The 20,233-nt window shown below is 61.5% G+C and carries 17 protein-coding genes; 9 read left to right on the top strand and 8 right to left on the bottom strand.

Annotated features, from left to right (window positions below; translation table 11 throughout):
• Positions 1-9: 9 nt before the first annotated feature.
• Complete coding sequence (locus BG61_RS22655; protein ID WP_129572063.1) at positions 10-1,665, bottom strand: metallophosphoesterase family protein; 1,656 nt, start codon at positions 1,663-1,665, stop codon at positions 10-12.
• Between the two features lie 183 nt (positions 1,666-1,848).
• On the opposite strand from BG61_RS22655, the gene BG61_RS39355 reads away from it, so the two are divergent.
• Together BG61_RS39355 and BG61_RS22645 are read left to right on the top strand one after the other, a co-directional pair.
• On the top strand, positions 1,849-2,301 hold the full coding sequence (locus tag BG61_RS39355; RefSeq protein WP_051672717.1) for a helix-turn-helix domain-containing protein: 453 nt from the start codon (positions 1,849-1,851) through the stop codon (positions 2,299-2,301).
• Between the two features lie 533 nt (positions 2,302-2,834).
• Positions 2,835-5,072 (top strand): HD domain-containing protein, encoded by a 2,238-nt coding sequence (locus BG61_RS22645; protein WP_129572062.1) that lies wholly within the window; start codon positions 2,835-2,837, stop codon positions 5,070-5,072.
• 451 nt (positions 5,073-5,523) lie between these two features.
• Here BG61_RS22645 and BG61_RS44065 read toward each other — a convergent pair whose 3' ends face one another.
• Together BG61_RS44065 and BG61_RS22640 are read right to left on the bottom strand one after the other, a co-directional pair.
• Positions 5,524-5,661, bottom strand: a complete 138-nt coding sequence (locus BG61_RS44065) for a hypothetical protein (RefSeq protein ID WP_232256011.1) — start codon at positions 5,659-5,661, stop codon at positions 5,524-5,526.
• Positions 5,619-6,425, bottom strand: a complete 807-nt coding sequence (locus BG61_RS22640) for a hypothetical protein (RefSeq protein ID WP_232256010.1) — start codon at positions 6,423-6,425, stop codon at positions 5,619-5,621. Before BG61_RS22640 ends, BG61_RS44065 begins: the two co-directional genes overlap by 43 nt.
• 76 nt (positions 6,426-6,501) lie before the next feature.
• Between BG61_RS22640 and BG61_RS44845 the strand changes: the two genes are divergently transcribed.
• Positions 6,502-7,338 carry a WYL domain-containing protein gene (locus BG61_RS44845; RefSeq protein ID WP_306434152.1) on the top strand — a complete coding sequence of 279 codons (837 nt, stop codon included), beginning with the start codon at positions 6,502-6,504 and terminating at the stop codon, positions 7,336-7,338.
• Positions 7,339-8,450: 1,112 nt separating this feature from the next.
• Complete coding sequence (locus tag BG61_RS40230) at positions 8,451-8,822, top strand: hypothetical protein (protein ID WP_075584207.1); 372 nt, start codon at positions 8,451-8,453, stop codon at positions 8,820-8,822.
• A gap of 421 nt (positions 8,823-9,243) precedes the next feature.
• On the opposite strand, the gene lhpH is transcribed toward BG61_RS40230, so the two are convergent.
• The 3 genes from lhpH to BG61_RS22620 all read right to left on the bottom strand — a co-directional run bounded on the left by lhpH (position 9,244) and on the right by BG61_RS22620 (position 12,782).
• The gene (lhpH, locus tag BG61_RS22630) at positions 9,244-10,251 is read right to left on the bottom strand and encodes a trans-3-hydroxy-L-proline dehydratase (RefSeq protein ID WP_035927778.1); all 1,008 of its coding nucleotides are present in this window, start codon (positions 10,249-10,251) and stop codon (positions 9,244-9,246) included.
• A gap of 26 nt (positions 10,252-10,277) precedes the next feature.
• Positions 10,278-11,399, bottom strand: coding sequence for a branched-chain amino acid ABC transporter substrate-binding protein (locus BG61_RS22625; protein ID WP_035927777.1), 1,122 nt, complete (start codon positions 11,397-11,399; stop codon positions 10,278-10,280).
• A gap of 618 nt (positions 11,400-12,017) precedes the next feature.
• The gene (locus BG61_RS22620) at positions 12,018-12,782 is read right to left on the bottom strand and encodes a TrmB family transcriptional regulator (RefSeq protein ID WP_035927774.1); all 765 of its coding nucleotides are present in this window, start codon (positions 12,780-12,782) and stop codon (positions 12,018-12,020) included.
• 177 nt (positions 12,783-12,959) lie between these two features.
• Here BG61_RS22620 and BG61_RS22615 point away from each other — a divergent pair, with 177 nt between their 5' ends.
• Together BG61_RS22615 and BG61_RS22610 are read left to right on the top strand one after the other, a co-directional pair.
• Positions 12,960-14,579 (top strand): MFS transporter, encoded by a 1,620-nt coding sequence (locus tag BG61_RS22615; protein ID WP_035927771.1) that lies wholly within the window; start codon positions 12,960-12,962, stop codon positions 14,577-14,579.
• 17 nt (positions 14,580-14,596) lie between these two features.
• Positions 14,597-15,610, top strand: a complete 1,014-nt coding sequence (locus BG61_RS22610; protein WP_051672715.1) for a nitrilase-related carbon-nitrogen hydrolase — start codon at positions 14,597-14,599, stop codon at positions 15,608-15,610.
• 121 nt (positions 15,611-15,731) lie between these two features.
• Here the strand turns inward: BG61_RS22610 and BG61_RS22605 are convergent, their stop codons facing one another.
• Positions 15,732-16,604, bottom strand: a complete 873-nt coding sequence (locus tag BG61_RS22605) for an alpha/beta fold hydrolase (RefSeq protein ID WP_081868154.1) — start codon at positions 16,602-16,604, stop codon at positions 15,732-15,734.
• A 234-nt stretch (positions 16,605-16,838) separates the two neighbouring features.
• Between BG61_RS22605 and BG61_RS22600 the strand changes: the two genes are divergently transcribed.
• The gene (locus BG61_RS22600; protein WP_035927769.1) at positions 16,839-17,699 is read left to right on the top strand and encodes an MBL fold metallo-hydrolase; all 861 of its coding nucleotides are present in this window, start codon (positions 16,839-16,841) and stop codon (positions 17,697-17,699) included.
• A gap of 43 nt (positions 17,700-17,742) precedes the next feature.
• On the opposite strand, the gene BG61_RS22595 is transcribed toward BG61_RS22600, so the two are convergent.
• Positions 17,743-18,447, bottom strand: coding sequence for a FadR/GntR family transcriptional regulator (locus BG61_RS22595; RefSeq protein ID WP_035927766.1), 705 nt, complete (start codon positions 18,445-18,447; stop codon positions 17,743-17,745).
• Positions 18,448-18,552: 105 nt separating this feature from the next.
• Between BG61_RS22595 and dgoD the strand changes: the two genes are divergently transcribed.
• Together dgoD and BG61_RS22585 are read left to right on the top strand one after the other, a co-directional pair.
• Positions 18,553-19,701 carry a galactonate dehydratase gene (dgoD, locus tag BG61_RS22590; protein ID WP_035927763.1) on the top strand — a complete coding sequence of 383 codons (1,149 nt, stop codon included), beginning with the start codon at positions 18,553-18,555 and terminating at the stop codon, positions 19,699-19,701.
• Between the two features lie 220 nt (positions 19,702-19,921).
• Positions 19,922-20,224 carry a hypothetical protein gene (locus BG61_RS22585; RefSeq protein WP_035927761.1) on the top strand — a complete coding sequence of 101 codons (303 nt, stop codon included), beginning with the start codon at positions 19,922-19,924 and terminating at the stop codon, positions 20,222-20,224.
• Positions 20,225-20,233: the final 9 nt, after the last annotated feature.

The following is a 20,233-nucleotide window of genomic DNA, read 5'->3' as shown; positions in this document are numbered from 1 at the left end:
GAACTATTCTCACTTCGAGAGCGCCGTCAAGTTGACCGCCGCAACGATGCCCTTCACCTGCGCAAGCGAAAGCAATCGCCCCGAGAAGCCCTCGAAGCTGTCTGTGCTCGTCACATACAGGGCGAAGCTCCAATCACCGTCGAATGCGAGCGCCTTCCTAGCCTCTGCTCTGATGCTTTCGAAATCAAAGTCCTTCGCTTTGACCTTTACTTCAAGGCGACGGGCGAGTCTTTCCAGGCGCAACGCCTGTGGCGATGGCGCGACCGCTCGAGCTTCGATATCTCGCGATTCAAGCTCCTGCAGGATGTCGTATGCTCCGCGCGCCCATCGACGAAGCCGCTCGGACGCACGGTTGGGCAGCTCACTCAGCCATTCGATGTGCTTGCTCATCTCGTCGAGCATCCGGTAATAGTCGAAGCCGCTCTCCTTCGCTTCTTTTGACGGATATCCTTCAGGCGGTTCGTAGTCGGTCCGAGCATGCATCAATGCAGCCTCGACGTTGTTGTTCGGCGGATAGAGTTCCCGTTCGATTTGCCACGCCTCGTGACCTGCACGCTTGAATATCTGCATTTCGGTGTGAATAGTGCGCCGCACGCACTGGCGGAGCGTCGCGCTCCGTCCCATGGTATGCGGCACAATCGTGCTGACACTCTTTTCCACCGCCTTCATTTGCGCAAGAAGGCGATTAGCGGTGCGGGACAGCGGATGTAGAAGTCCAGTCTCGATTTCGACGGTCGGGCTTTGTAGCGGCTCACGCGGAGGCACGTCCACCTTGCCGCGCCTCGCTCTTTTCGCCGCGACTTCACCTAACTTACCGGCCATGAAATCGCCGATGTCAAAGTCCGGCACCGTATGTCCGCCGAGGACGCGAACACCTTCGATGACCACGTCCTGTTGCTCACGAGCGTGTCCGTAGAGCCAAAGGTCGACCGCTTCTTGGTTTTCGCGCAGTAGCAGTCGGCTACGACTTGGACGCAACGATGCATCGGTGTCGCCGGCTGCAACTGCTTGCGGCTCAAAGTAAGAGACGACTACCGTTGGACCGTGAAACTTGCAGGCCAGCCTATCGGCCAGCCACTTGAGGGTGCGCCGATTCTCAACCGTAGCGACGGCTGGATGCATATCAAGATGCCCGTCTTCGCCGGAAAAGTTGGGTACTGCCCATTCATTTGCGGCGCATATAGCGGACGCGCCGGTTGAATTGCTAGCCTCCCTCCACCAATCGGCGCATCCAATTGGTTTCAGGTCGGTCGCTGTCTTCGTGAACCAATCTGCGATATCGAGGTGCGTTTCTTCGGGCGACGTCCAGAGGGGCGCGCCCAGAAATCGGACGCCATCTAAAACGACTTCGTCGCGCTCCAGCACGTTGACGAGGGTGCCCGCCGCTGCCTCTCGGCCCGCCGCTGCGACCGAAGTAACCTCTCTTCCGCGACATTCATCAATTCCGGGAACGTAAACGACGGGGAGTCCGATTTTAGACAAGGCCTCCACGCTCGAAACAATGTCGCCAAGCCCTCCGGCGACAACGAGAACGTCGCAGTCGCTTACGGAGGTCAAAGCGTGATTTCGCTCATCGGCATTTCCTCCGGCGAGCAGTTTGATGCGAGGAAAAGGCGTGTCTCGGAACAGCCTAAAAAGGCCGTCTCCATATTTCGGTACTGGCACTCGGGACCCCAAGAGAGGAAATATCGCCTTATGACGATGCTAAAACGGATGGTGTGTGCGAGTAAGTGTAGACGTCTGCGTTGTATATGTAAACGCCTCCAACGCGATTGTTTCCAACTCAGCAGTCGTAGACAGCTAGATTGGAAGCAGGAGAATGGTGCTGTTCCATTTTAGAAGTGACCGATGACGCTACAAGAGCGCTTTATCCGCAACCTGAAGCGGTTTCGCGAGGACCTCGATTGGACTCAGGAGCAACTAGGGAGCGCAATGGGGTCTGACAGAACAGTAATCGGCAGGTACGAGCGCTCCTCGTCGCGCATGAATCTTGAGCGCGCGGATGAACTGGCAAGAGCGCTGGGAGTCGATGTCCGAGCCCTGCTCGAATCGCCGACCACTGGAGAAATTCTTCGCCGGCCACCTGGTGGCCCAGTTAGCAGTCGCCAAGTCGGTGCGAAAGTGAAGATGATGCGAGAAGCAGAAGGGATTACGCAGCAAGAACTCGGTGAGCGTATCGGAATGGACCGCAATCATATTTCGCGAATCGAAGCGCAAGGAGGCAAGGTAGCGGCACTCCAGCTATCGACGCTCGAAAGGCTTGCTGCAGCACTACGAGTGAAGCCTGTCGACCTCCTATGAGGTTGTCGGCATGATACGGCGAACAGGCTGGCCACTGTCGGCCTTCCAGCTTTCCTGGCCGCTGCAAAGCGCCTGGCAGTCGACCCGGGCTAGAACTACAGAGTAACCGCGTTCGCCAGCGCAGTGCGCTGGTTAGCCTCCCTTCAGTCGGAATCCACGGCGCCAATAGCGGGGGCGTCAATACCTTACTCAATGAGCCACTCCGACACAACGTCGTGCCTCCACCGCAACGTGCGTTTATCGAAAAGCACGGCACGCGAAGGCAGCAGCCAAGGGCGGCGCTTTGCTCGCAAGACGACTGCGCGCTCGGACATGCCGAGCAACGCGGCGAGTTCAGAGGGGTCGAGAGACGCCACGACATGTGCGGTACGTCGTTTCCATTCTCCGCTTAGTCACTGCCACGTGCCTTGACGTCGTGCCCACGCAATTTATCGTGGTTCGTCTCACCTCATTGACTGATGCGCCCGCGGCTTTTGCACAAACCCAACTAATCGGCGGCCCCTGCGCATGCGGCACGTCTAAAGTGCGCGAGGTTGAATCTGTATCGCTATACGCTGCAAGAATCGACGCTATGTGAAGCAAACAAAGACTTTGTGAGCACCGCCAGATTCTGCCAGCCGCGGGATGCTGCGAACCGACATAACGGCAGTCGTCCCGTATTTTGTGAACCAGATTCGGCACGTATCCGTTCGGGCAAATCCTTTTCGGACGGGACGCGCAGTTACTTCAGCCGTTACAAGATGTTTAACGAAGCCGTTATTCCCCCCTGGGCGCATACCATGACCGCGTCCACGCTATCCAGTATCAAGTCGCCCGTTGAACCAGCTCTGCGAGCGTGCCAGCAAAAGCACGCCCGCCTGACCTACAAAGAATTCGAGGAGCACATTCGCAAGCTGCTTGCAGCCGACGAATGGTCCGCTCAGCGCATCGCCAATATCACTTCTGCACTGCATGACTTTATGCGGGCACTGGAACTCTATCCCGTAGATGTAATTGGGGACGAGTTCGGAGTCGCTTTTGCCGAGAGCTTCCGTCGGTACGAAGACAACATCGCCGACCGCTTAGCCCCCCGGACCCAGAAGGACCGTCAAGAGCAAGTCCAGAAGCTTCAGCAGTTGTACGACGCACTGTCCATTCACGACCTGTTGCCGGCGGTGTTTGGTGATGCGTTAGCTTATGCGGTGGACCGCAGCGGAGAAACTCTCGCTCACATCGGCCGCCTGTCTGGCATTCTCCCGCAGGTCTTGGGGGTCTGGATGCATGGCAAGGGAACACCCCAGCACCAAACAAGCTACGCCCGAATCCCCGGCCTTGAATCCGCATTGGGACTGCCGTTAGGGACCCTCTTAAGTCGCCTGCCACCCCGGAGGCGAGCGCGTTACGAACGCCGAAAGAAAGAGGTAGCGGACTCGGCGCCGACGCCTAAGCAGTTATCAAAAACAGTTTGTCCGTCACTACGCCCTACGGACAGACTGAAATGGCAGTGGGAGGAAATGATTCGCTGCAAAACAGACATAACTCGCGAGGGCGCGACTGCCAGAAACACTTGGCGATTGAAAGCTGTCGAAAATTCGGGCTTTCGCATCAATTGGTCCCACATGCTCGATGGTTCGGTCTGTGCGACAGCTGGAGTACATTGGGCAATGTTTGGTCCATTCCTCGGTTTCATCGCCACTCACGCTGTCCGGGGTCGCACAGTGCCGCTTGAACATGCGGACTCACTAGCATGGCTAGCATCGACCACGCACGTCAAGGCTTTCGTTCAGTTTCTTCGCGCTAGGGCCGGTAACGTAACCCACCACGGGGTTGTTACTTTTATCAACAACGCCAGGTCGCACTTGCGCGCAGGTACGGGATTTCTTTGGCAACGTCATGATTTTTTGGACGACCTCTGTGCCGCGGGGGATGCGCAAGCGCTTGCACTTGCGTCGCGGTCTGACCGAGAGGCGGGGTGGCAGTCGTACTGCACGACTTCTCACCTGGAGCTGTTGAAACTGGAAAAGTCACTAGCGGTTCAGTCCCCCGCACGCTGCGTGCGTCGTCCCGCACAACGCATAGAATCAATTCTCGGCGACGAGTTCCCGCTCAAACGACTCATCAGAATAGTCCTCGACCTTGAGGCGGATGAGCCGCCGCAAGGTCACGAACGGGACTACGCGGCGTGGGTTCGCGACGTACTTCTTTGCAAGATGCTTGTGAGTAATCCACTCCGCGTGGCTCAGTTAAGCATCATGCGCTTCCGCGGCAATCGTTCCAATCTGTACCAAACGGCTGACGGGGGATGGCGTCTTCGTTATGACCCTAGCGACTTCAAGAACGAGAAAGGCGCAGCTTCCCAAGAATACGATACCGCGGTGGAACCGTCAGTGTGGCCATGGATACGGCGATTTTTATCCGAAGCTCGCTCGGCGCTTGTCGGAGCGGATACCGAGTACGTGTTTCTGCCCGCAGTAGTCGGCCCAAATCGCCGTGCTGGGTATGATGCCCTGAATATCGAAGGCAATAATTGGGTAGCGGATTCGTTGGGGAAACGAGTCACGCTCGTGACCTCACGTTACGCACCGGAAGGTGTCGGATTTGGTCCGCATGCGTTTAGGCACATCATCGCGACTGACCATTTGAAGCGGCATCCCCAGGACTACGTGACAGTGGCACAGCTGCTCCATGACAAGCTTGAGACTGTCATCAAAGCGTATGCTCACTTGAAAGTAGACGATAGTCTCCGCACCCTCCACGCAGGTGTCGCTCAAGCTCTTGCCGAACTCAAGTAGTCGGACCTACCGAGAGGCACAGCAAACGGGCTAACAATCCTCCAAGGATTGTTAGCCCGTTCTTTCTACGCCCCGGTTGGCTACTCACCAAACGCAACAGGAGGGTGTCCCACGCCTTCGATATCACGGGCGCAATTGAACGGGTTTTAAATTCTCACCAGTCGCGACAAGACGCTGCTGTCCCACAAAGGGTAAAGACCTCTTGCCCTCGAACGCCGAGATTTCGCCTGAAAGCACGAATCATGGAGCGAATTTAGCTGGGGATGGGCCCCCAAGTCCGGGTCGCACTGACTGAGTGTCGTCGTCCATGCGTGCATTGAGACGAGCAGACCTAGAACGAATCCGACCTGATGGCTGACGGCGAAAACTACTCTTGGTCGACGAAACACCCGGAGGTTTTCAGAGCGGGCAGTAGTTGCCCATCTGCGTACTCGCAGCCTGTTGATGCAATTCATTTTTGCCCTTGCTTGTCAGCAGCCTCAGGAGGATGCCCCCCGCCTGCCTCTAGCACCGCGAGCATTGGCGCATAACCGGGGGTCCAAGCAGTCAACTCGAAAAAGGTATTCCGCATCGCGGCGAGGATGCGCATTCCAGCGAAGTCGAGGTCTCCCCAAAAGTAAGAAGGTATTGTTTCGCTGCCAAACAACCAATCTTCAAATTTCTTCTCGCGTAATCGCGTCCGAACCGGTCCAAGAACTCGACGAATTCATTCCATTGCGTATGGGCAGACGCGGTCTGCATAAGGTTCCGAACCAGTTCCTGGAAGTAATCGATGCCATCCGTGAGGTCCTCGATAACCTTTTCGGCATATTCGTAGGCATCCACCAAGTCGTGCGCATCGCCGCGGTCGGACAAAGCGGCTTCCAGCGCATTGCGACACCCGCGCATGTTGCGCTGGCGGCTTCGGCTTGGGCGGTCGAGCGCCCAGAGTGCTTCGGCAAATAGCTTGCCCGGCCGGGAAAAGCGAAAAGCCATGACCAAACCAGTACGGTCAGCGAACTGCTCCAGCCAACCGTCGGCAAGAAGCGCCCGGATGACCATCGCGACTAGCGTCTGCGGGTCGTTCACATCCGCGCCAGCAAATTCGTCGGTGGCGCCCTCGTCCGCCATTGTGGTTTGATACCGCCGGACAACCGGCAAGAGCAGTTCCCGAAGAACGTCACGGGTCAGGTTGTGGGCGTAGTCAGCCGCCGGACCATGGAGGCGCTCATAGAGCGCACGCAGACAGGCGGCTATAAGTTCACGCCGCGAGCTATTAAGAGGACGAAAAAACCTCAGACGCTCTGCTTCGAAGAACAAAGGCGGGCCAGGTATACCGCTCTCTGGTACGGGAGAAAAACTGGATGGGTTCAAGGTTGCTCCGCGGTTTTCCGCGTCAGTGTTTTGATGTATTATCTTTCATGATAATTTATCATGCAAGATAATTTCAATGCCGATACCGACACTAACACCCGCCCAGCAACGCTTGCGGGAAATGGAAATCCTTTTGCGATGGGAAGGCGAACTCGATAACGCGCGGCTCCGAGAAGTCTTCAGCATTCAAGCCGTACAGGCCAGCCGGCTGCTCACCGGGTTTGTGAAAGAGTTTGGTGACGCCGTCACGCGCGCAACCCCCCATGCACCCATCACGGCAACTGAAACCTTCAGGCCACGGTTCGCGGGAGACACTCCCGACGAATACCTGTTGCTCATCCAGAGATTTTGTTTACCGCACGTCAGTGCGATGGTCGAAGACCTGCGTCTCGATTTGGCACCGGTGTCTTCGCCGATTTTTGCCGCTGCCATGCAAGCTTGCCGCCGGCGCACTGGGCTACGCATCCGGTATCGGTCACTCTCGCAACCAGCAGGCCAAGATAGGCTGGTCTTTCCTCATACCCTCGTACGTGCCGCGCGTCGCTGGCACATCCGCGCCTGGTGCTCTGAGCGCTCGGACTTCCGGGACTTCGTCCTTGGCCGTATTGAACGTGCAGTGCCGGTCCCTCAACCAGTCCCGGAGCACATGCATTTGGATACTGCGTGGCACGAATTCACGGACCTCGTCGTCGTGCCACACCCCGCCCTCCCAGGCCCCCAAGCCCGGCTGCTTCAGGACGAGTATCTAGGTAGTCAGCCCAGTCGAACTCTCCACGTAAGGCGTTGCCTCGCGGGTTACACAGTCCAGGACTTGCGCATCGCCGTGGACGCTAATAGACAGGTCCCGCCACAGTTCCAGCTCGCTTTGGCAAATGCTCACGAAGTGAGTACGGAATTTGGCCTCGGCGAGTGATGGTAAAACCGCCGCGCGAGCACCTAACGCCGGAGCGCTGCGTGGAGCATTGAGCTGGGTCAGTTTGCCCGCGGGCAACGAGTGCGAGAAAGCATGTTGCCGGATGAGCGCAATTCAAAGTGGCAACGGCTACCTTGTGCTGCTATGCTGAAGACGTGTAGCAGCCGCAGAACGAGGTGAAGCAAGGCTCTGACGGACAATCGTCGCGAGTCCCTGATTCGCCACCAGCATCAAGAAAAAGCCGCTGCTTCTCACGAAGCAGCGGCTTTTTTGTTCTGGAATGCCGGTAATGCGTCGGGTAAGGCGCGTTACGCGTCTGAATTCTGGATGTCGCGGTTTTCCGGAGTCGGTTGCTACGCGGGACTGTTACCTTTCTCGGAGCAACCGCGATGAAGCACCCTTACCTGATGGCCGACGACCCGGGCCGCGTCGCGCGATTTCTACTTCCGCCGCAAGGTGCCGCAATGGCGTCATCCTGGTCGTCGACAAAGTCCTGATGCCGAGATAGTCGCAACTAACCTGCACACGAGGTGGGCAGGCGCCACGCGTGCCCGGTCGAATCGGCGGGTCGCGCTTCGCTACTGCGCGACCCGCCGCTTCGTTAGCGGCACATGCAATCTCGGCGCGACCAAAGTGAGCGTCGAACCCGCAGTACAGATGTTATGAAATGCGCAATGCCAACGGTCATCCTGACTTGCGTCGCCCTTGCTTCAATCTGCGTACACAACGTTCGCTTACCCGAACGCAACCGCCAGCGGGCGCTCAACAACCCAACTGCTAGCACCGTCTGGAAGCTGACGAATACGGACACCGGACCATACAAATTCCGCTCCCAGTCGGGCCATCGTCACGAACAGCGCGGTTCCCCCCGCTTACCCGGGCGCAGCATCGTAAGCGCTTCGGCTCGATGCGCGCATCGAGGCAGAACGGTCCCCACCGCAGTCCTTCTTGAACGACTTCGGAACCGCCGACTCTAAAGAACAGGGCCCTTCAGCCTCACGTATGAGCCTCTGCGCATTCACCCCACAGAAAGCGGACTCAGCGCTATTTGTCCATTCCTCGTTGCGCCGTCGCTAGTCGTTCGGACTGGACTCGAGGCGAGGAGAACGTAAATGAACAAGCTCGTTCGTTTTCTGGTCGCTGCTGGCCTTTGCGCGGGAGCAGTCAGCTTCGCGCAGGCGGGAGGTGTGTCTGTAGGTATCGGCATCGGTGTGCCGGGCCCTGTGTATGTCGCCCCGCCTGTTGTCTATGCGCCCCCGCCCGTCATCTACGGGCCGCCGATGATATATGGACCGAGCCCTTGGCCCGGATACTATCGTTATCCCTATGGATACGGCGGATATCGAGGCTATTACGGCCGAGGCTACTACAGCCCTGGTTACTATGGACGTGGTTACTACAACCCTGGCTACTACGGACGCGGTTACTACGGGGGTGGTTACTATGGACGCGGTTACTACGGGCATCGCGGGTGGCGCCGCTAGAGTGCACGCGTGACCGTCTCCGCGCAATGCCGACGCGTTCGAAAGCGTGCGCAGGTCGCTCGTCGCGAACCTCCATTCCCGACCAAGCTTGCATGCGTCGGCGATATCGTAATACCAAGCTGCGAGCAACACGGTGGCTACACGAAGAAGGCCAACCATCCGCCTGTTGCGCCCTAAAGGCTCACTCCAAACTTTTAGCTTCAGATTATTGGCAAACAACGGGCTATCGACGGCAAGGCATCCCGCGTTACCAATCGCGCCAGTTTCGCTGAAGGGAAAAGGTCGCGGTCCGCAAAACGCTCGGTCCAAGCCGAGCCTCTCGTCAGCTTCGCAACAGGACGTGCTTGTCGGGCTCCCCGCGAAAAGAGGCGCGTGATGCTGGGCTCAGCTTCACGCGCCAACTGGTACTACCAGGAGTCGGTTATCGAACGAGGAAACCGTATGTCAAAGGATCTCGCTCATCCACAATCCAGTTAGCGAAGCCGCAAACATAGGCGTTGCCTTCGACTTCCGGAATGACTGCCTTGAAGTCTCCGACAGTCGTTTCACTGAGAACACGCCCCTTGAAGACAGTCCCGATGATGGACTCATTCACGAGGGTCTCGCCTTTGCCCAGCTCGCCGCGCAGGTACAGTTGAGCGACTCGGCCACCCGTGCCAGAGCCGGTCGGCGAACGGTCTACTTCGCGGTCAGCGAACACGCAGCAGTTGGCTTGCGTGGAGCCTTCGTGCCGCGGTGCGTTGGCAATGATGGTCCCGTAGATGTGGTTGATTTCCGGAATGTCCGGATGCGCAACCGGGTACGCCCTGTTTGCCGCATCCTTCACTTCGGCGCCGAAACGAATGAGTTTCTCGACAGATGACTCGCGAACTTCAAGGCCGTGAGACGCGCCGTCAGCGTAGAAGTAAAACGCGCCACCGAAGGCGATGTCACCCTTCACCGTACCGAAGGACGGCGTCTCGACGGTCACATCTCGCTTCCAGATGAACGACGGAACGTTCACGAAGCGAACATTGCCAGCGTGCTCGCCGTCCCACTGCACGAATGCCTCGATGAAGCCACACGGTGCGTCAATGCCGATGCGCGTCTCGGGAATCTGCCGCTGAACCCAGCCCAGTTCGACCGCAGCGGTAGACAGCGCGATAACGCCGTGGCCGCAATGGTCGCTATAGCCCTCGTTGTGGAGGAAGATGATTCCGAAGTCGGCCGTCGGACTAACCGGTTCAGTCAGATACCCGCCGTACATGTCCGCATGACCGCGCGGCTCGAACATCAACGCTGTCCGAATCTCGTCGGCGTTCTCCTTGAGCCACGCGCGACGCTTCACGATGGTGTCGCCCGGCAGGCGAGGAAGTCCGCTCGTCACGATACGGAACGCCTCCCCGCCGGTATGTACTTCAACTGTCGAAATAGTGCGAGAGATTTTCATGGGTGCTTCGTCGTTAGCGGGTGACGTTACTGACCGTACGGCACCGGCAGGCCGTTCTTGATGATGTAGACGGTGGTCGGTGCGCCTTTCAGATCGCCGTTCGCATCGAAGGAGTACGTGCCTGCAACGCCCTTATAGTCGGTCTTGGCCAGTTGAGCCGCGAGCTTCGCCTTGTCGGTCGTGGTTCCGGCTTTGACCATCGCGTCGGCCAGCAGTTTTACGCCGTCGTAGTAGCTGACCGCGTACACCTGCGTGTCCGTGTTGTACGCCGCCTTGTACTTCTGCAGGAATTCGCGGCCGGCTGGGGTCTTGTCCAGCGAAACGCCACCCTGAGCGCAGTACACGATGGACGCCGCATCACCCGCGACCTTGCCCATGTCGGCTGAGCAAATGCCGTCGCCGCCGAGCAGTTTGGCTCGCAGCCCGCGCGCTTTCATCTGCTTGGCCATCGGCGCGCCTTGCGAAGCGTAGCCGCCAAAGAAGATGACATCCGGGTTCTTGGCCTTGATGCTGGTCAGAATGCCGAGGAAGTCAGTCGCCGACGAGTTCGTGAACTGCTGATCGACGATTTCGATTCCGTTCGCCTTCGCTTCCTTCATAAATTGTTCGGCCACGCCTTGCCCGTATGCGGTGCGGTCATCGATGACCGCGGCGGTCTTCGCCTTCAGCGTCTTGGCAGCAAACTGGCCCATCGTGCCGCCCAGCTGCTCGTCGCTCGCGCCGATACGGAAGATGGTCTTGAAGCCTTGCTTGGTCAGCGCGGGGTTGGAGGCAACCGGCAGAATCGATACACCGCCGGCGTTATAGACGCGCGACGCCGGGATGGCCACACCAGAGTTATAAGGGCCCATGACAGCAATAATGCCGCTGTCGACGAGCTTCTGCGCGACTTGAACTCCGATTTTCGGGTCCGCCTGGTCGTCTTCGGAGTCCAGTTTGAACGTCACCTTCTGGCCAGCGACCGTGACACCGCTCTTGTTCAGTTCATCGATGGCGAGGCGCGCGCCGTTCTCGTTGTCTTTGCCGTTCGGTGCTTGCGGGCCCGTGAGCGGAGCCGAGTGACCGATTGTGATGACCGTTTGAGCGTTAGCGGATGCGATGAAGCCGGCGGCTGTTAAGACAGCCATTGTTATAGCGAGGCGGCGCATGAAGTCTCCAAATTGGACCGGTGAGCGATCAGACTAACCGCACCCAGGTTCTGATACAACCTGTCAACAGTAGGGAAAACCAGCGCGTTGATGGTTTCGGAGGACCCGCACATCTACTCCGCTCCATGACGCTTGTCAGCCGCAACTTTTGTTGAAGCGGCCGTCGGCCAGCGCTCAAGCGGGAAAAGTGTGGAGCGGCTCGTCCAACGGGTCGACAACGAGGCCAGAACAGATAGGGAGTTTGGTCGCTGGGGCACCTAGAATCAGCGGTGAAGAATTTAAGGTGCATTCACTAAAGATGTCTTTAGTGTAGACGCGTCTATGTCGACGACCCAACAAACAAGCGCCGCAGAACATGCGAAGAATAAACGCATCGATGTCTAAGATCGCGTGATTAGCCTGCTCAAGTATTGCCTGGACTCATCCAGGTAGCAGGACCGTTTGGCGAAAGCGCGGACTTCCGTGTGGTGGTGAGCGTGATACGCCCAGCGGCACGGAAAAACCGTGACACCTGTCAGCCCTCCGACTCGCCGCCACCATCAAGAAAAAGCCGCTGTCCTGCAAGGGTCAGCGGCTTTTCCCTTTGCGCAAGCGCCAAGCAAACGAAGCGCCTCCACCTCATCGCCCCTCCCCCTCCGACGACCCCATCCAGAGCCCCTCGAACATCGCCGTCTGAAACGCGGCGAACTCCTCGCTCTGCACACAGAGCGCGAAATGCTCGCGACGCGACGAGATGAACGCCACCTTGTCGTCATAGATATACGACGTCATGCCCAGATCCAGCCCGGCGGGCGCATAGCGCAGTTCGCGCCGCTCCGAGCGCGACGCCGGCCAGATTCGATCGGTTTCCCGGCTTGCCGAACGGATCACGCGCAAATCGAGCCCCGCCCGGATCCGCGCGCGGATGTGCTTGTTCATCACATCGACGCCCGGCGTCTCCAGCAGCTCGGCCATCGCGAGAATGCCGCGCAGCTCGCCGCTCCTGCACGAGAGCGTGTCGCGCAGCACCTCCTTGATGCCCTCCGCGCCCTCGAAATAGCGCACCCGGGGCTTGCTGCCCGCCCGGTTATGCAGCGAGCGCAACTGCGGCAGCAGTTCGGCCGCGAGCCGCCGCTGCTCCTCGATCCGTCTCAGGATCACGAACGGATCCTGCGCCTGCACGAACACCTTCGCGCCGCGCTGAATGCGCGAGATCAACCCGTCGGCGATCAGGCGCTCGAGCACTTCATAAGCGTTCGTGCGGCCGATGCCCGCGTGATGCGAAACCGCGGCGATCGTCGCCTCGCCGAGTTCGAGCGCGGCGAGATAAAAGCGCGCCCGGTTGCCATCGATACCGACCTGCCCGAGCGCGTGTTCCAGCGTCTGGTTTAGCGAAGCCATCATTTTTTTCTGCTGTTTTGTACGGCCCCATAATACGAAAAACCATTTAAATATCAGCAAGTTAGACGCAATTTTTGACATCGGACCGTTTGTCGTTGACGCGCTCGCGGGCGCTCCTAATGATGCCGTCACCGCCGGGTCTCTCCGGCGATGCTGCGCATAATCAAGGAGACCGTCCGCATGGACCTGCACACCTCATCCGCCACGCCGGCGCGCGAAAGCATCTCCGCCGACGACCGCAAGGTCATTCTGGCGTCGTCGCTCGGCACGATTTTCGAGTGGTACGACTTCTATCTGTACGGCTCGCTCGCGGTCACCATTTCGCGCCAGTTCTTCGCGGGCGTCGACGAAACCACGGGGTTCGTGCTCGCTCTGCTCGCCTTCGCCGCGGGCTTCATCGTGCGGCCGTTCGGCGCCGTGTTCTTCGGCCGCCTCGGCGACATGATCGGCCGCAAGCACACGTTCCTCGCGACGATGCTGCTCATGGGCCTCTCGACGCTCGCAGTCGGCGTGCTGCCGAACTATGCGTCGATCGGCATCGCCGCGCCGATCCTGCTCGTCACCGCGCGCCTGCTGCAAGGCCTCGCGCTCGGCGGCGAGTACGGCGGCGCGGCGGTGTACGTCGCGGAGCACGCGCCGGCGTCGCGGCGCGGCTACTACACGAGCTGGATCCAGACCACGGCCACCATCGGCCTCCTGCTCTCGCTCGGCGTGATCCTCGGCAGCCGCGTGCTCACCGGCGACGCATTCGAAACCTGGGGATGGCGCATCCCGTTCTGGGTGTCGATCGGCATGCTGGCGGTATCGATGTGGATCCGCCTGTCGATGCACGAATCGCCCGCGTTCGCCCGCATGAAGGCCGAAGGCAGGCTGTCGAAGGCGCCGCTGCGCGAGGTGTTCTGCGAGCGCCGCAACCTCGCGAAGCTGCTCGTCGCGCTCTTCGGCATGATCGCCGGCATGACGGTCGTGTGGTACACCGGCCAGTTCTACGTGCTCTATTTCATGACTCAGTCGCTGCGCGTCGACCCGACGACGGCCAACCTCCTGCTCGGGGCGGCGCTCCTCGCCGGCAGCCCGCTCTTCATCGTGTTCGGCGCGCTGTCCGACCGGATCGGACGCAAGCCCGTGATGCTGGCGGGCATGCTCGTCGCCGCGCTTTCGATCATCCCGCTCTTCAAGGGCCTCACGCATGCGATCAACCCCGGCATCGAAACCGCGGCGCGGGCGTACCCTGTCACCGTGGCCGCCGATCCCGGCACCTGCAGCCTCCAGTTCGACCCGCTCGGCCAGCGCAAGAACGTGAGCGATTGCGACAGGGCGAAGGCGCTCCTCGCGAAGGCGGGCGTGTCGTACACGAATGTGCCGCTTGCCGCGGGCGAACCGGCGTCGGTAACGATCGGCGCGACGCGTATCGAAGGTTTCGACGCTGCGCGCATGAAGGCCGCGCTCGACGCCGCCCGCTACCCGGCGCACGCTGACCCCGCGCGGATCGACTATCCCGTGGCGTTCCTGCTGCTCACGCTGCTGATCGGCCTCGTGACGATGGTCTACAGCCCGCTCGCGGCCGCGCTCGTCGAGATGTTCCCGACGCGCATCCGCTACACCGCGCTGTCGGTGCCGTACCACGTGGGGGTCGGCTGGATCGGCGGGTTGCTGCCGACCATCTCGTTCAGCCTCGTCACCGCCACGGGCGACATGTATTTCGGGCTGTGGTATCCGGTCGTGATCGCGGCCGCCGGCTTCGTGGTCGGACTGATCTTCGTGCGCGAGACGAACGGCTGCGACATCAACGACGCATGACTTTCGAGGAGAAACCCATGAATCAGACGACAGACCCCGCCGGGCGCGTGCGCGTCGCGGTCGTGCAGGCCGCGCCCGTCGCGTTCGATCTGGAACGCACGCTCGCGAAGGTGCGCCGCTTCGCGCGCGAGGCGGCCGGGTCCGGTGCGCAACTGGCGCTCTTTCCGGAGGCGTTCGTGTCGGCGTATCCGCGCGGCATGGACTTTTTCACGGTCATAGGATCGCGCGGCAAGGAAGGGCGCGAGTGGTACCGGCGCTACTGGGCATCGTCGATCGACGTGCCGGGGCCGGCCGTGCACACGCTCGGCGACATCGCCCGCGAGACGGCGCTTCATCTCGTGATCGGCGTGATCGAGCGCGAAGGCGGCACGCTGTACTGCACGGCGCTGATGTTCTCGCCCGACGGCGCGCTCCTCGGCAAGCACCGCAAGCTGATGCCGACGGGCGCGGAGCGGCTCGTGTGGGGATTCGGCGACGGCTCGACGATCCCCGTCGTCCCGACCCCGCTCGGCCGGCTCGGCACCGCGATCTGCTGGGAAAACTACATGCCGCTCTATCGCACGGCGCTGTACGGCAAGGGCGTGGAGATCTACTGCGCGCCGACCGCCGATCCACGCGACGGCTGGCTCGCGAGCATGCAGCACATCGCGCTGGAAGGCCGCTGCTTCGTGCTGTCCTGCAACCAGTTCGCACGTCGCAGCGACTATCCGGCCGACTATCCGGCGTTTCGGGACATGCCGGAGACGGAAGTGGTCTGCCGGGGCGGCAGTTGCATCGTGAGTCCGATGGGGGAATTTCTCGCGGCACCCTCTTTCGATGGCGAAGCGGTGCTCGTCGCCGATCTCGACATGAACGACATCGTGCGCGCGAAGTTCGACTTCGACCCGGTCGGGCACTATGCACGGCCGGATGTGCTGCGCATGAGCGTCGATGAACGCGCGAAGCAGCCGGTGACGTGGCACGGAGAGGAACGCCCGGCCAAGCGTGTCGACGCGCCCGAGCGCGACGCCTCCCCGCCGGACGAGAGCTAGGCGTCGTCATTCATGTGCGGGGGCGCGTGCGGCCACGAAGAGATTCGCGCCGCGCTGCCGCATGACACGCCCGCGCCCGTTGCAGCGAAGCGCGAGTCTCGAAAGCCGATGCCACGCAAATTCAGCCGGCCGCAACGGCTGCCGCCACCGCCCGGTTGAACCGCGCCGCATGCGTCACGTTCATGCCATGCGACGCGCCTTCGATCGTCATCCTGCGCGCGCCGTCGATCCACCGTTCGAGCGCCGTCGCCGCGTCGCGGAACATGCCGGGACTTTTCTCGCCGTCGATGAGAAGCGTCGGGCATCTCACCCGCGCGGCGCTTTGCGCGTCGTACGCGGGCAGCGGATCGCGAACCTGCAGCGCGAGCGTCTGCGCGTTATCGGTCGACATCATGCGTATCTCGCGCGGGCTTCGCGCCCAGTAACCCGGCCGGCTGACCGAATCGACGAAAAGCTCGAGTCCGGCGTCCACCTCGCCCCGCTCGATCAGCTCGGCCGCGCGGGCGCGCAATGCGTTCACGTGGGCGGGCAGCGTGGGCGGCGCGCGTTTGCGAGAGGCATCGCGCTCGACGGGTCCGCCCGGGTCGGCGAGCACCAGCGATTTCACCTGCCCCGGATGGCGCACCGCGAGCTGAAACGCGATGCATCCGCCGCGCGAATGCCCGACGACATGCACGGGCCCGAGCCCGAGCGCGCCGATGAAGGCCGCCATTTCTTCGACATGCTCGCGCCAGCCGAACGCCTTCGCCGACACCGCCGGCCAATAGTGCGAAAGGCTCGGCGCGATGCAGCAGAAGCCCGCCGACAGGGACCCGAGCTGCGGCTTCCAGTAGCGAAAGTCGCAGAGCGAGCCGTGGATGAAAACGACCGGCTCGCCTTCGCCGGTACTTGCATACGGCACGCGGGTGCCGTCGGCGATCGCGAGAAAGCGCGGCGGCGGCAGGCCGAACAGCTGATCGGCGGCGAAGGTGGGGACGGCTGGAAGATCGCTCATGCGGCAATTCGCGACCTGCAAGGCGCAGGGCGGCTGAAATGAAGACATCATGGCCAGTTCGAAGGCGCCCCCGGCAGATTGCGAACGAAGGCGGCGCAAGCTCGCACTCTATCGCGATCGCGCCGACGCCGCCCGCGAACGCCTCGAAGCGCCGCGCCGCGTACCTGCGCAAACGCCGCGGCGGCAGGCATACTGTTACCTGAGAAGCCGAAGCGGCTTCGCGGGAGACCACTCGTGCACCCCATCGTTCAGCCCTTCTTCGACATCAACACCGGCACGATGACCTACGTCGCGTACGACGAGCCCGGCGCGCCCTGCGCGATCGTCGACTCCGTGCTCGACTACGATCCGAACGCCGCGCGCACTTCCACACGTTCCGCCGGCGCCGTGATCGCGTTCATCCGCGAGCAGCGGCTATCCGTCGAGTGGATTCTCGAGACGCATGCGCATGCCGACCATCTGTCGGCGGCGCCTTACCTGAAGCGCGAACTGGGTGGCAGGATCGCGATCGGCGAATCGATCCGTACCGTGCAGGGTGTGTTCAAGAAGATCTTCGACCTCGAGCCGGAGTTCCAGCTCGACGGCTCGCAGTTCGACCACCTGTTCCGCGACGGCGAGCAATTCCGGATCGGCGCGCTGGAAGCGTCGGCGATGTACGTGCCGGGCCACACGCCCGCCGACATGGCGTATTGCATCGGCAATGCGGTGTTCGTCGGCGATACGCTCTTTTTGCCGGACGTCGGCACGGCGCGCTGCGATTTCCCCGGCGGCGACGCGCGCACGCTGTATCGGTCGATCCAGCGCCTGCTCGCGCTTCCCGGCGACACGCGCCTTTTCGTCTGTCACGACTATCCGCCCGCCACGCGCGACCCGCAGTGGGAAACGAGCGTCGAAGCGCAGCGCCTCTACAACATCCACGTGGGCGCGGGCAAATCGGAAGACGAATTCGTGGCAATGCGCGAGGCGCGCGATGCGACGCTCGGCATGCCCACGCTGATCCTGCCCGCGATCCAGGTGAACATTCGCGCGGGCAAGTTCCCTGACGCGGCCGTCAACGGCACCACTTATCTGAAGATTCCGCTCAACGCGCTATGAGCGAGCCTTGAATGCGCGTGAATGCGCATGAATGCGCCGTAGCTCATCCTTCGATTCGTTCGCGCGTCACGCCCAGAAGACCCGCCATTGCGCGGCGGGCGCTGTCGCGATCGCGCGCGACGATCGCATCGAACACGGCCGTGTGCTCGGCAAGCGCTGCATTGAACACATCGGCACGCTTCGCATTCAGCCGCAACTGCGCCTCCAGCGTGCGCTCGATCAGCGTGCCGAGCGGAATCAGCAGCTCATTGCTGCAAGCGGCGAGCACGCTCAGATGAAACCGCAGGTCGGCGCGCACCCATTCGTCGACGTTGCGCGCCTCGACCATCGCCCGGTGCGCCGCTGCGAGCGGTGCAAGCGCGGCTTCGTCGTGATTCGCCGCGGCCAGCGCGGCGGCGTACGGCTCGATCATCTCGCGCATCTCCTGAAGCTTGAGCGCGAACTGAAGCGGCGACGCGACGCGCGAATACCATTCGAGCACGTCGACGTCGAGCAGATTCCACGCGCTGCGCGTACGCACGCGCGTGCCGACCTTCGGCCGCGATTCGATCAGCCCTTTCGATGTCAGCGTGCGCATCGCCTCGCGCAGCACCGTGCGGCTCACGCCGAAGCGCTCGATCAATTCGGCTTCGCGAGGCAGCGTCGAGTCGGGCGCGAAGTCGCCGCGCAGGATCGCCGTGCCGAGTTCAAACGCGACGCGTCCATGCAGATCGTGCTGGATGACGCCCTCCTTCGCTCTATAGGGTATGCGGCGCCGTCATGTCCGGCGCGGGTTTTCGTCGAATAATACTATTAATACGACTACAGCGCGTTTTTTTGATAGCATGTGAATCCCTCTCAGGAGACGCATCACATGAAAATCACCAAACTGGAAACCTTCATCGTCCCGCCGCGCTGGTGCTTCCTCAAGATCGAGACCGACGAAGGCATCGTCGGCTGGGGTGAGCCGGTCGTGGAAGGACGCGCGCATACGGTGGCGGCCGCGGTCGAGGAACTGTCGGACTATCTGATCGGAAAGGATCCGCTCCTGATCGAGGATCACTGGCAGGTCATGTATCGCGCGGGCTTCTACCGCGGCGGGCCGATCGGCATGAGCGCGATCGCCGGCGTCGATCAGGCGCTGTGGGATATCAAGGGCAAGCATCACGGCGCGCCGGTTCACGCGCTGCTCGGCGGCCAGGTGCGCGAGCGGATCAAGGTGTATTCGTGGATCGGCGGCGACCGGCCGAGCGATGTGGCGAACAACGCGTGCGCGGTCGTCGAGCGCGGCTTCAAGGCCGTGAAGATGAACGGCTCGGAAGAGCTTCAGATCATCGATACCTTCGACCGGGTCCAGGCCGTGATCGACAACGTGCGCGCCGTGCGCGAGGCGGTCGGCCCGAACGTGGGCATCGGCGTGGACTTCCACGGCCGCGTGCACAAGCCGATGGCGAAGGTGCTGGCGAAGGAACTCGACCCGTTCAAGCTGATGTTCATCGAAGAGCCGGTGCTGTCGGAAAACGTCGAGGCGCTGCGCGACATCGTGAACCAGACGAGCACGCCGATCGCGCTCGGCGAGCGCCTCTACTCGCGCTGGGACTTCAAGCACATCCTCGCGGGCGGCTACGTGGACATCATCCAGCCGGACGCGTCGCACGCTGGCGGGATCACGGAGTGCCGCAAGATCGCGTCGATGGCGGAAGCCTACGACGTCGCGCTCGCGCTGCATTGCCCGCTCGGCCCGATCGCGCTCGCGACCTGCCTGCAGATCGATGCGGTCAGCTACAACGCGTTCATCCAGGAGCAGAGCCTCGGCATCCACTACAACAAGGGCAACGACCTGCTCGACTACATCCGCAATCCGGAAGTCTTCAAGTACGACGACGGCATGGTCGCGATTCCGCAAGGACCGGGACTCGGCATCGAAGTGAACGAGGAGAAGGTGCGCGAGATGGCGAAGGTCGGCCACCGGTGGCGCAATCCGGTGTGGCGTCATGCGGACGGCAGCGTCGCGGAATGGTGATCCGCGCGGTGTACGGCCAGTGAACGGCGAGTGAGCGGCGCGGTGTACGGCGGGTGAGCGCCCGCCGGTGACGCCCGCCGGACGCGCGGCCATGGTACATTGCCTGCGCCCGGCGAGCCGCGCGGCGGCCCTGCGGGCAGGCTTTGGGCCTTCGCGAACATACCGGCCCGGCTCTTGCGAATACGCTTGCATGACTTTGCAAACCGCCTGCGAGACCTGCATGTTTCACTCACTTCCAGACGAATATGTCCGCGCGCAGATCGCCGCCGGCGCGCTTGTCCTGTTTGGCGTGCTGCGCGTGATCGGCGCGGCGGTGGCCGTGCAGCGGGGCTGGCGCATCTCCATCGTGACGCGCTCGTTCATCGGCGCGGCCGTCGTGTTCTGCGTGCCCGAACTGGTTGGCCTGTTCGGCTCGTTTCCGGTCTCGCACCAGGCGCTCGTCGTACTGGAAGGCAAGGCGGCCGGTTGCGCGCTCGCGCTGTTCTGCGCGCCGATCGTCAGTCACCGGCTGGGCTACGAGTAGGACGCGCGG

Origin of the sequence: Caballeronia glathei (assembly GCF_000698595.1) — a bacterium.
GTDB classification, from domain to species: domain Bacteria; phylum Pseudomonadota; class Gammaproteobacteria; order Burkholderiales; family Burkholderiaceae; genus Caballeronia; species Caballeronia glathei.
Note: the sequence above shows the minus strand (reverse complement) of the source record. Positions and strands in the feature narration are given on the sequence as shown.

Coding starts and splice junctions, on each gene's coding strand:
- BG61_RS39355 (WP_051672717.1), top strand. CDS start 1,849: ATGACGCTACAAGAGCGCTTTATCCGCAACCTGAAGCGGTTTCGCGAG.
- BG61_RS44065 (WP_232256011.1), bottom strand. CDS start 5,661: ATGCGCATCCTCGCCGCGATGCGGAATACCTTTTTCGAGTTGACTGCT.
- BG61_RS44845 (WP_306434152.1), top strand. CDS start 6,502: ATGCCGATACCGACACTAACACCCGCCCAGCAACGCTTGCGGGAAATG.
- BG61_RS40230 (WP_075584207.1), top strand. CDS start 8,451: ATGAACAAGCTCGTTCGTTTTCTGGTCGCTGCTGGCCTTTGCGCGGGA.
- lhpH (WP_035927778.1), bottom strand. CDS start 10,251: ATGAAAATCTCTCGCACTATTTCGACAGTTGAAGTACATACCGGCGGG.
- BG61_RS22625 (WP_035927777.1), bottom strand. CDS start 11,399: ATGCGCCGCCTCGCTATAACAATGGCTGTCTTAACAGCCGCCGGCTTC.
- BG61_RS22620 (WP_035927774.1), bottom strand. CDS start 12,782: ATGATGGCTTCGCTAAACCAGACGCTGGAACACGCGCTCGGGCAGGTC.
- BG61_RS22615 (WP_035927771.1), top strand. CDS start 12,960: ATGGACCTGCACACCTCATCCGCCACGCCGGCGCGCGAAAGCATCTCC.
- BG61_RS22610 (WP_051672715.1), top strand. CDS start 14,597: ATGAATCAGACGACAGACCCCGCCGGGCGCGTGCGCGTCGCGGTCGTG.
- BG61_RS22605 (WP_081868154.1), bottom strand. CDS start 16,604: ATGAGCGATCTTCCAGCCGTCCCCACCTTCGCCGCCGATCAGCTGTTC.
- dgoD (WP_035927763.1), top strand. CDS start 18,553: ATGAAAATCACCAAACTGGAAACCTTCATCGTCCCGCCGCGCTGGTGC.
- BG61_RS22585 (WP_035927761.1), top strand. CDS start 19,922: ATGTTTCACTCACTTCCAGACGAATATGTCCGCGCGCAGATCGCCGCC.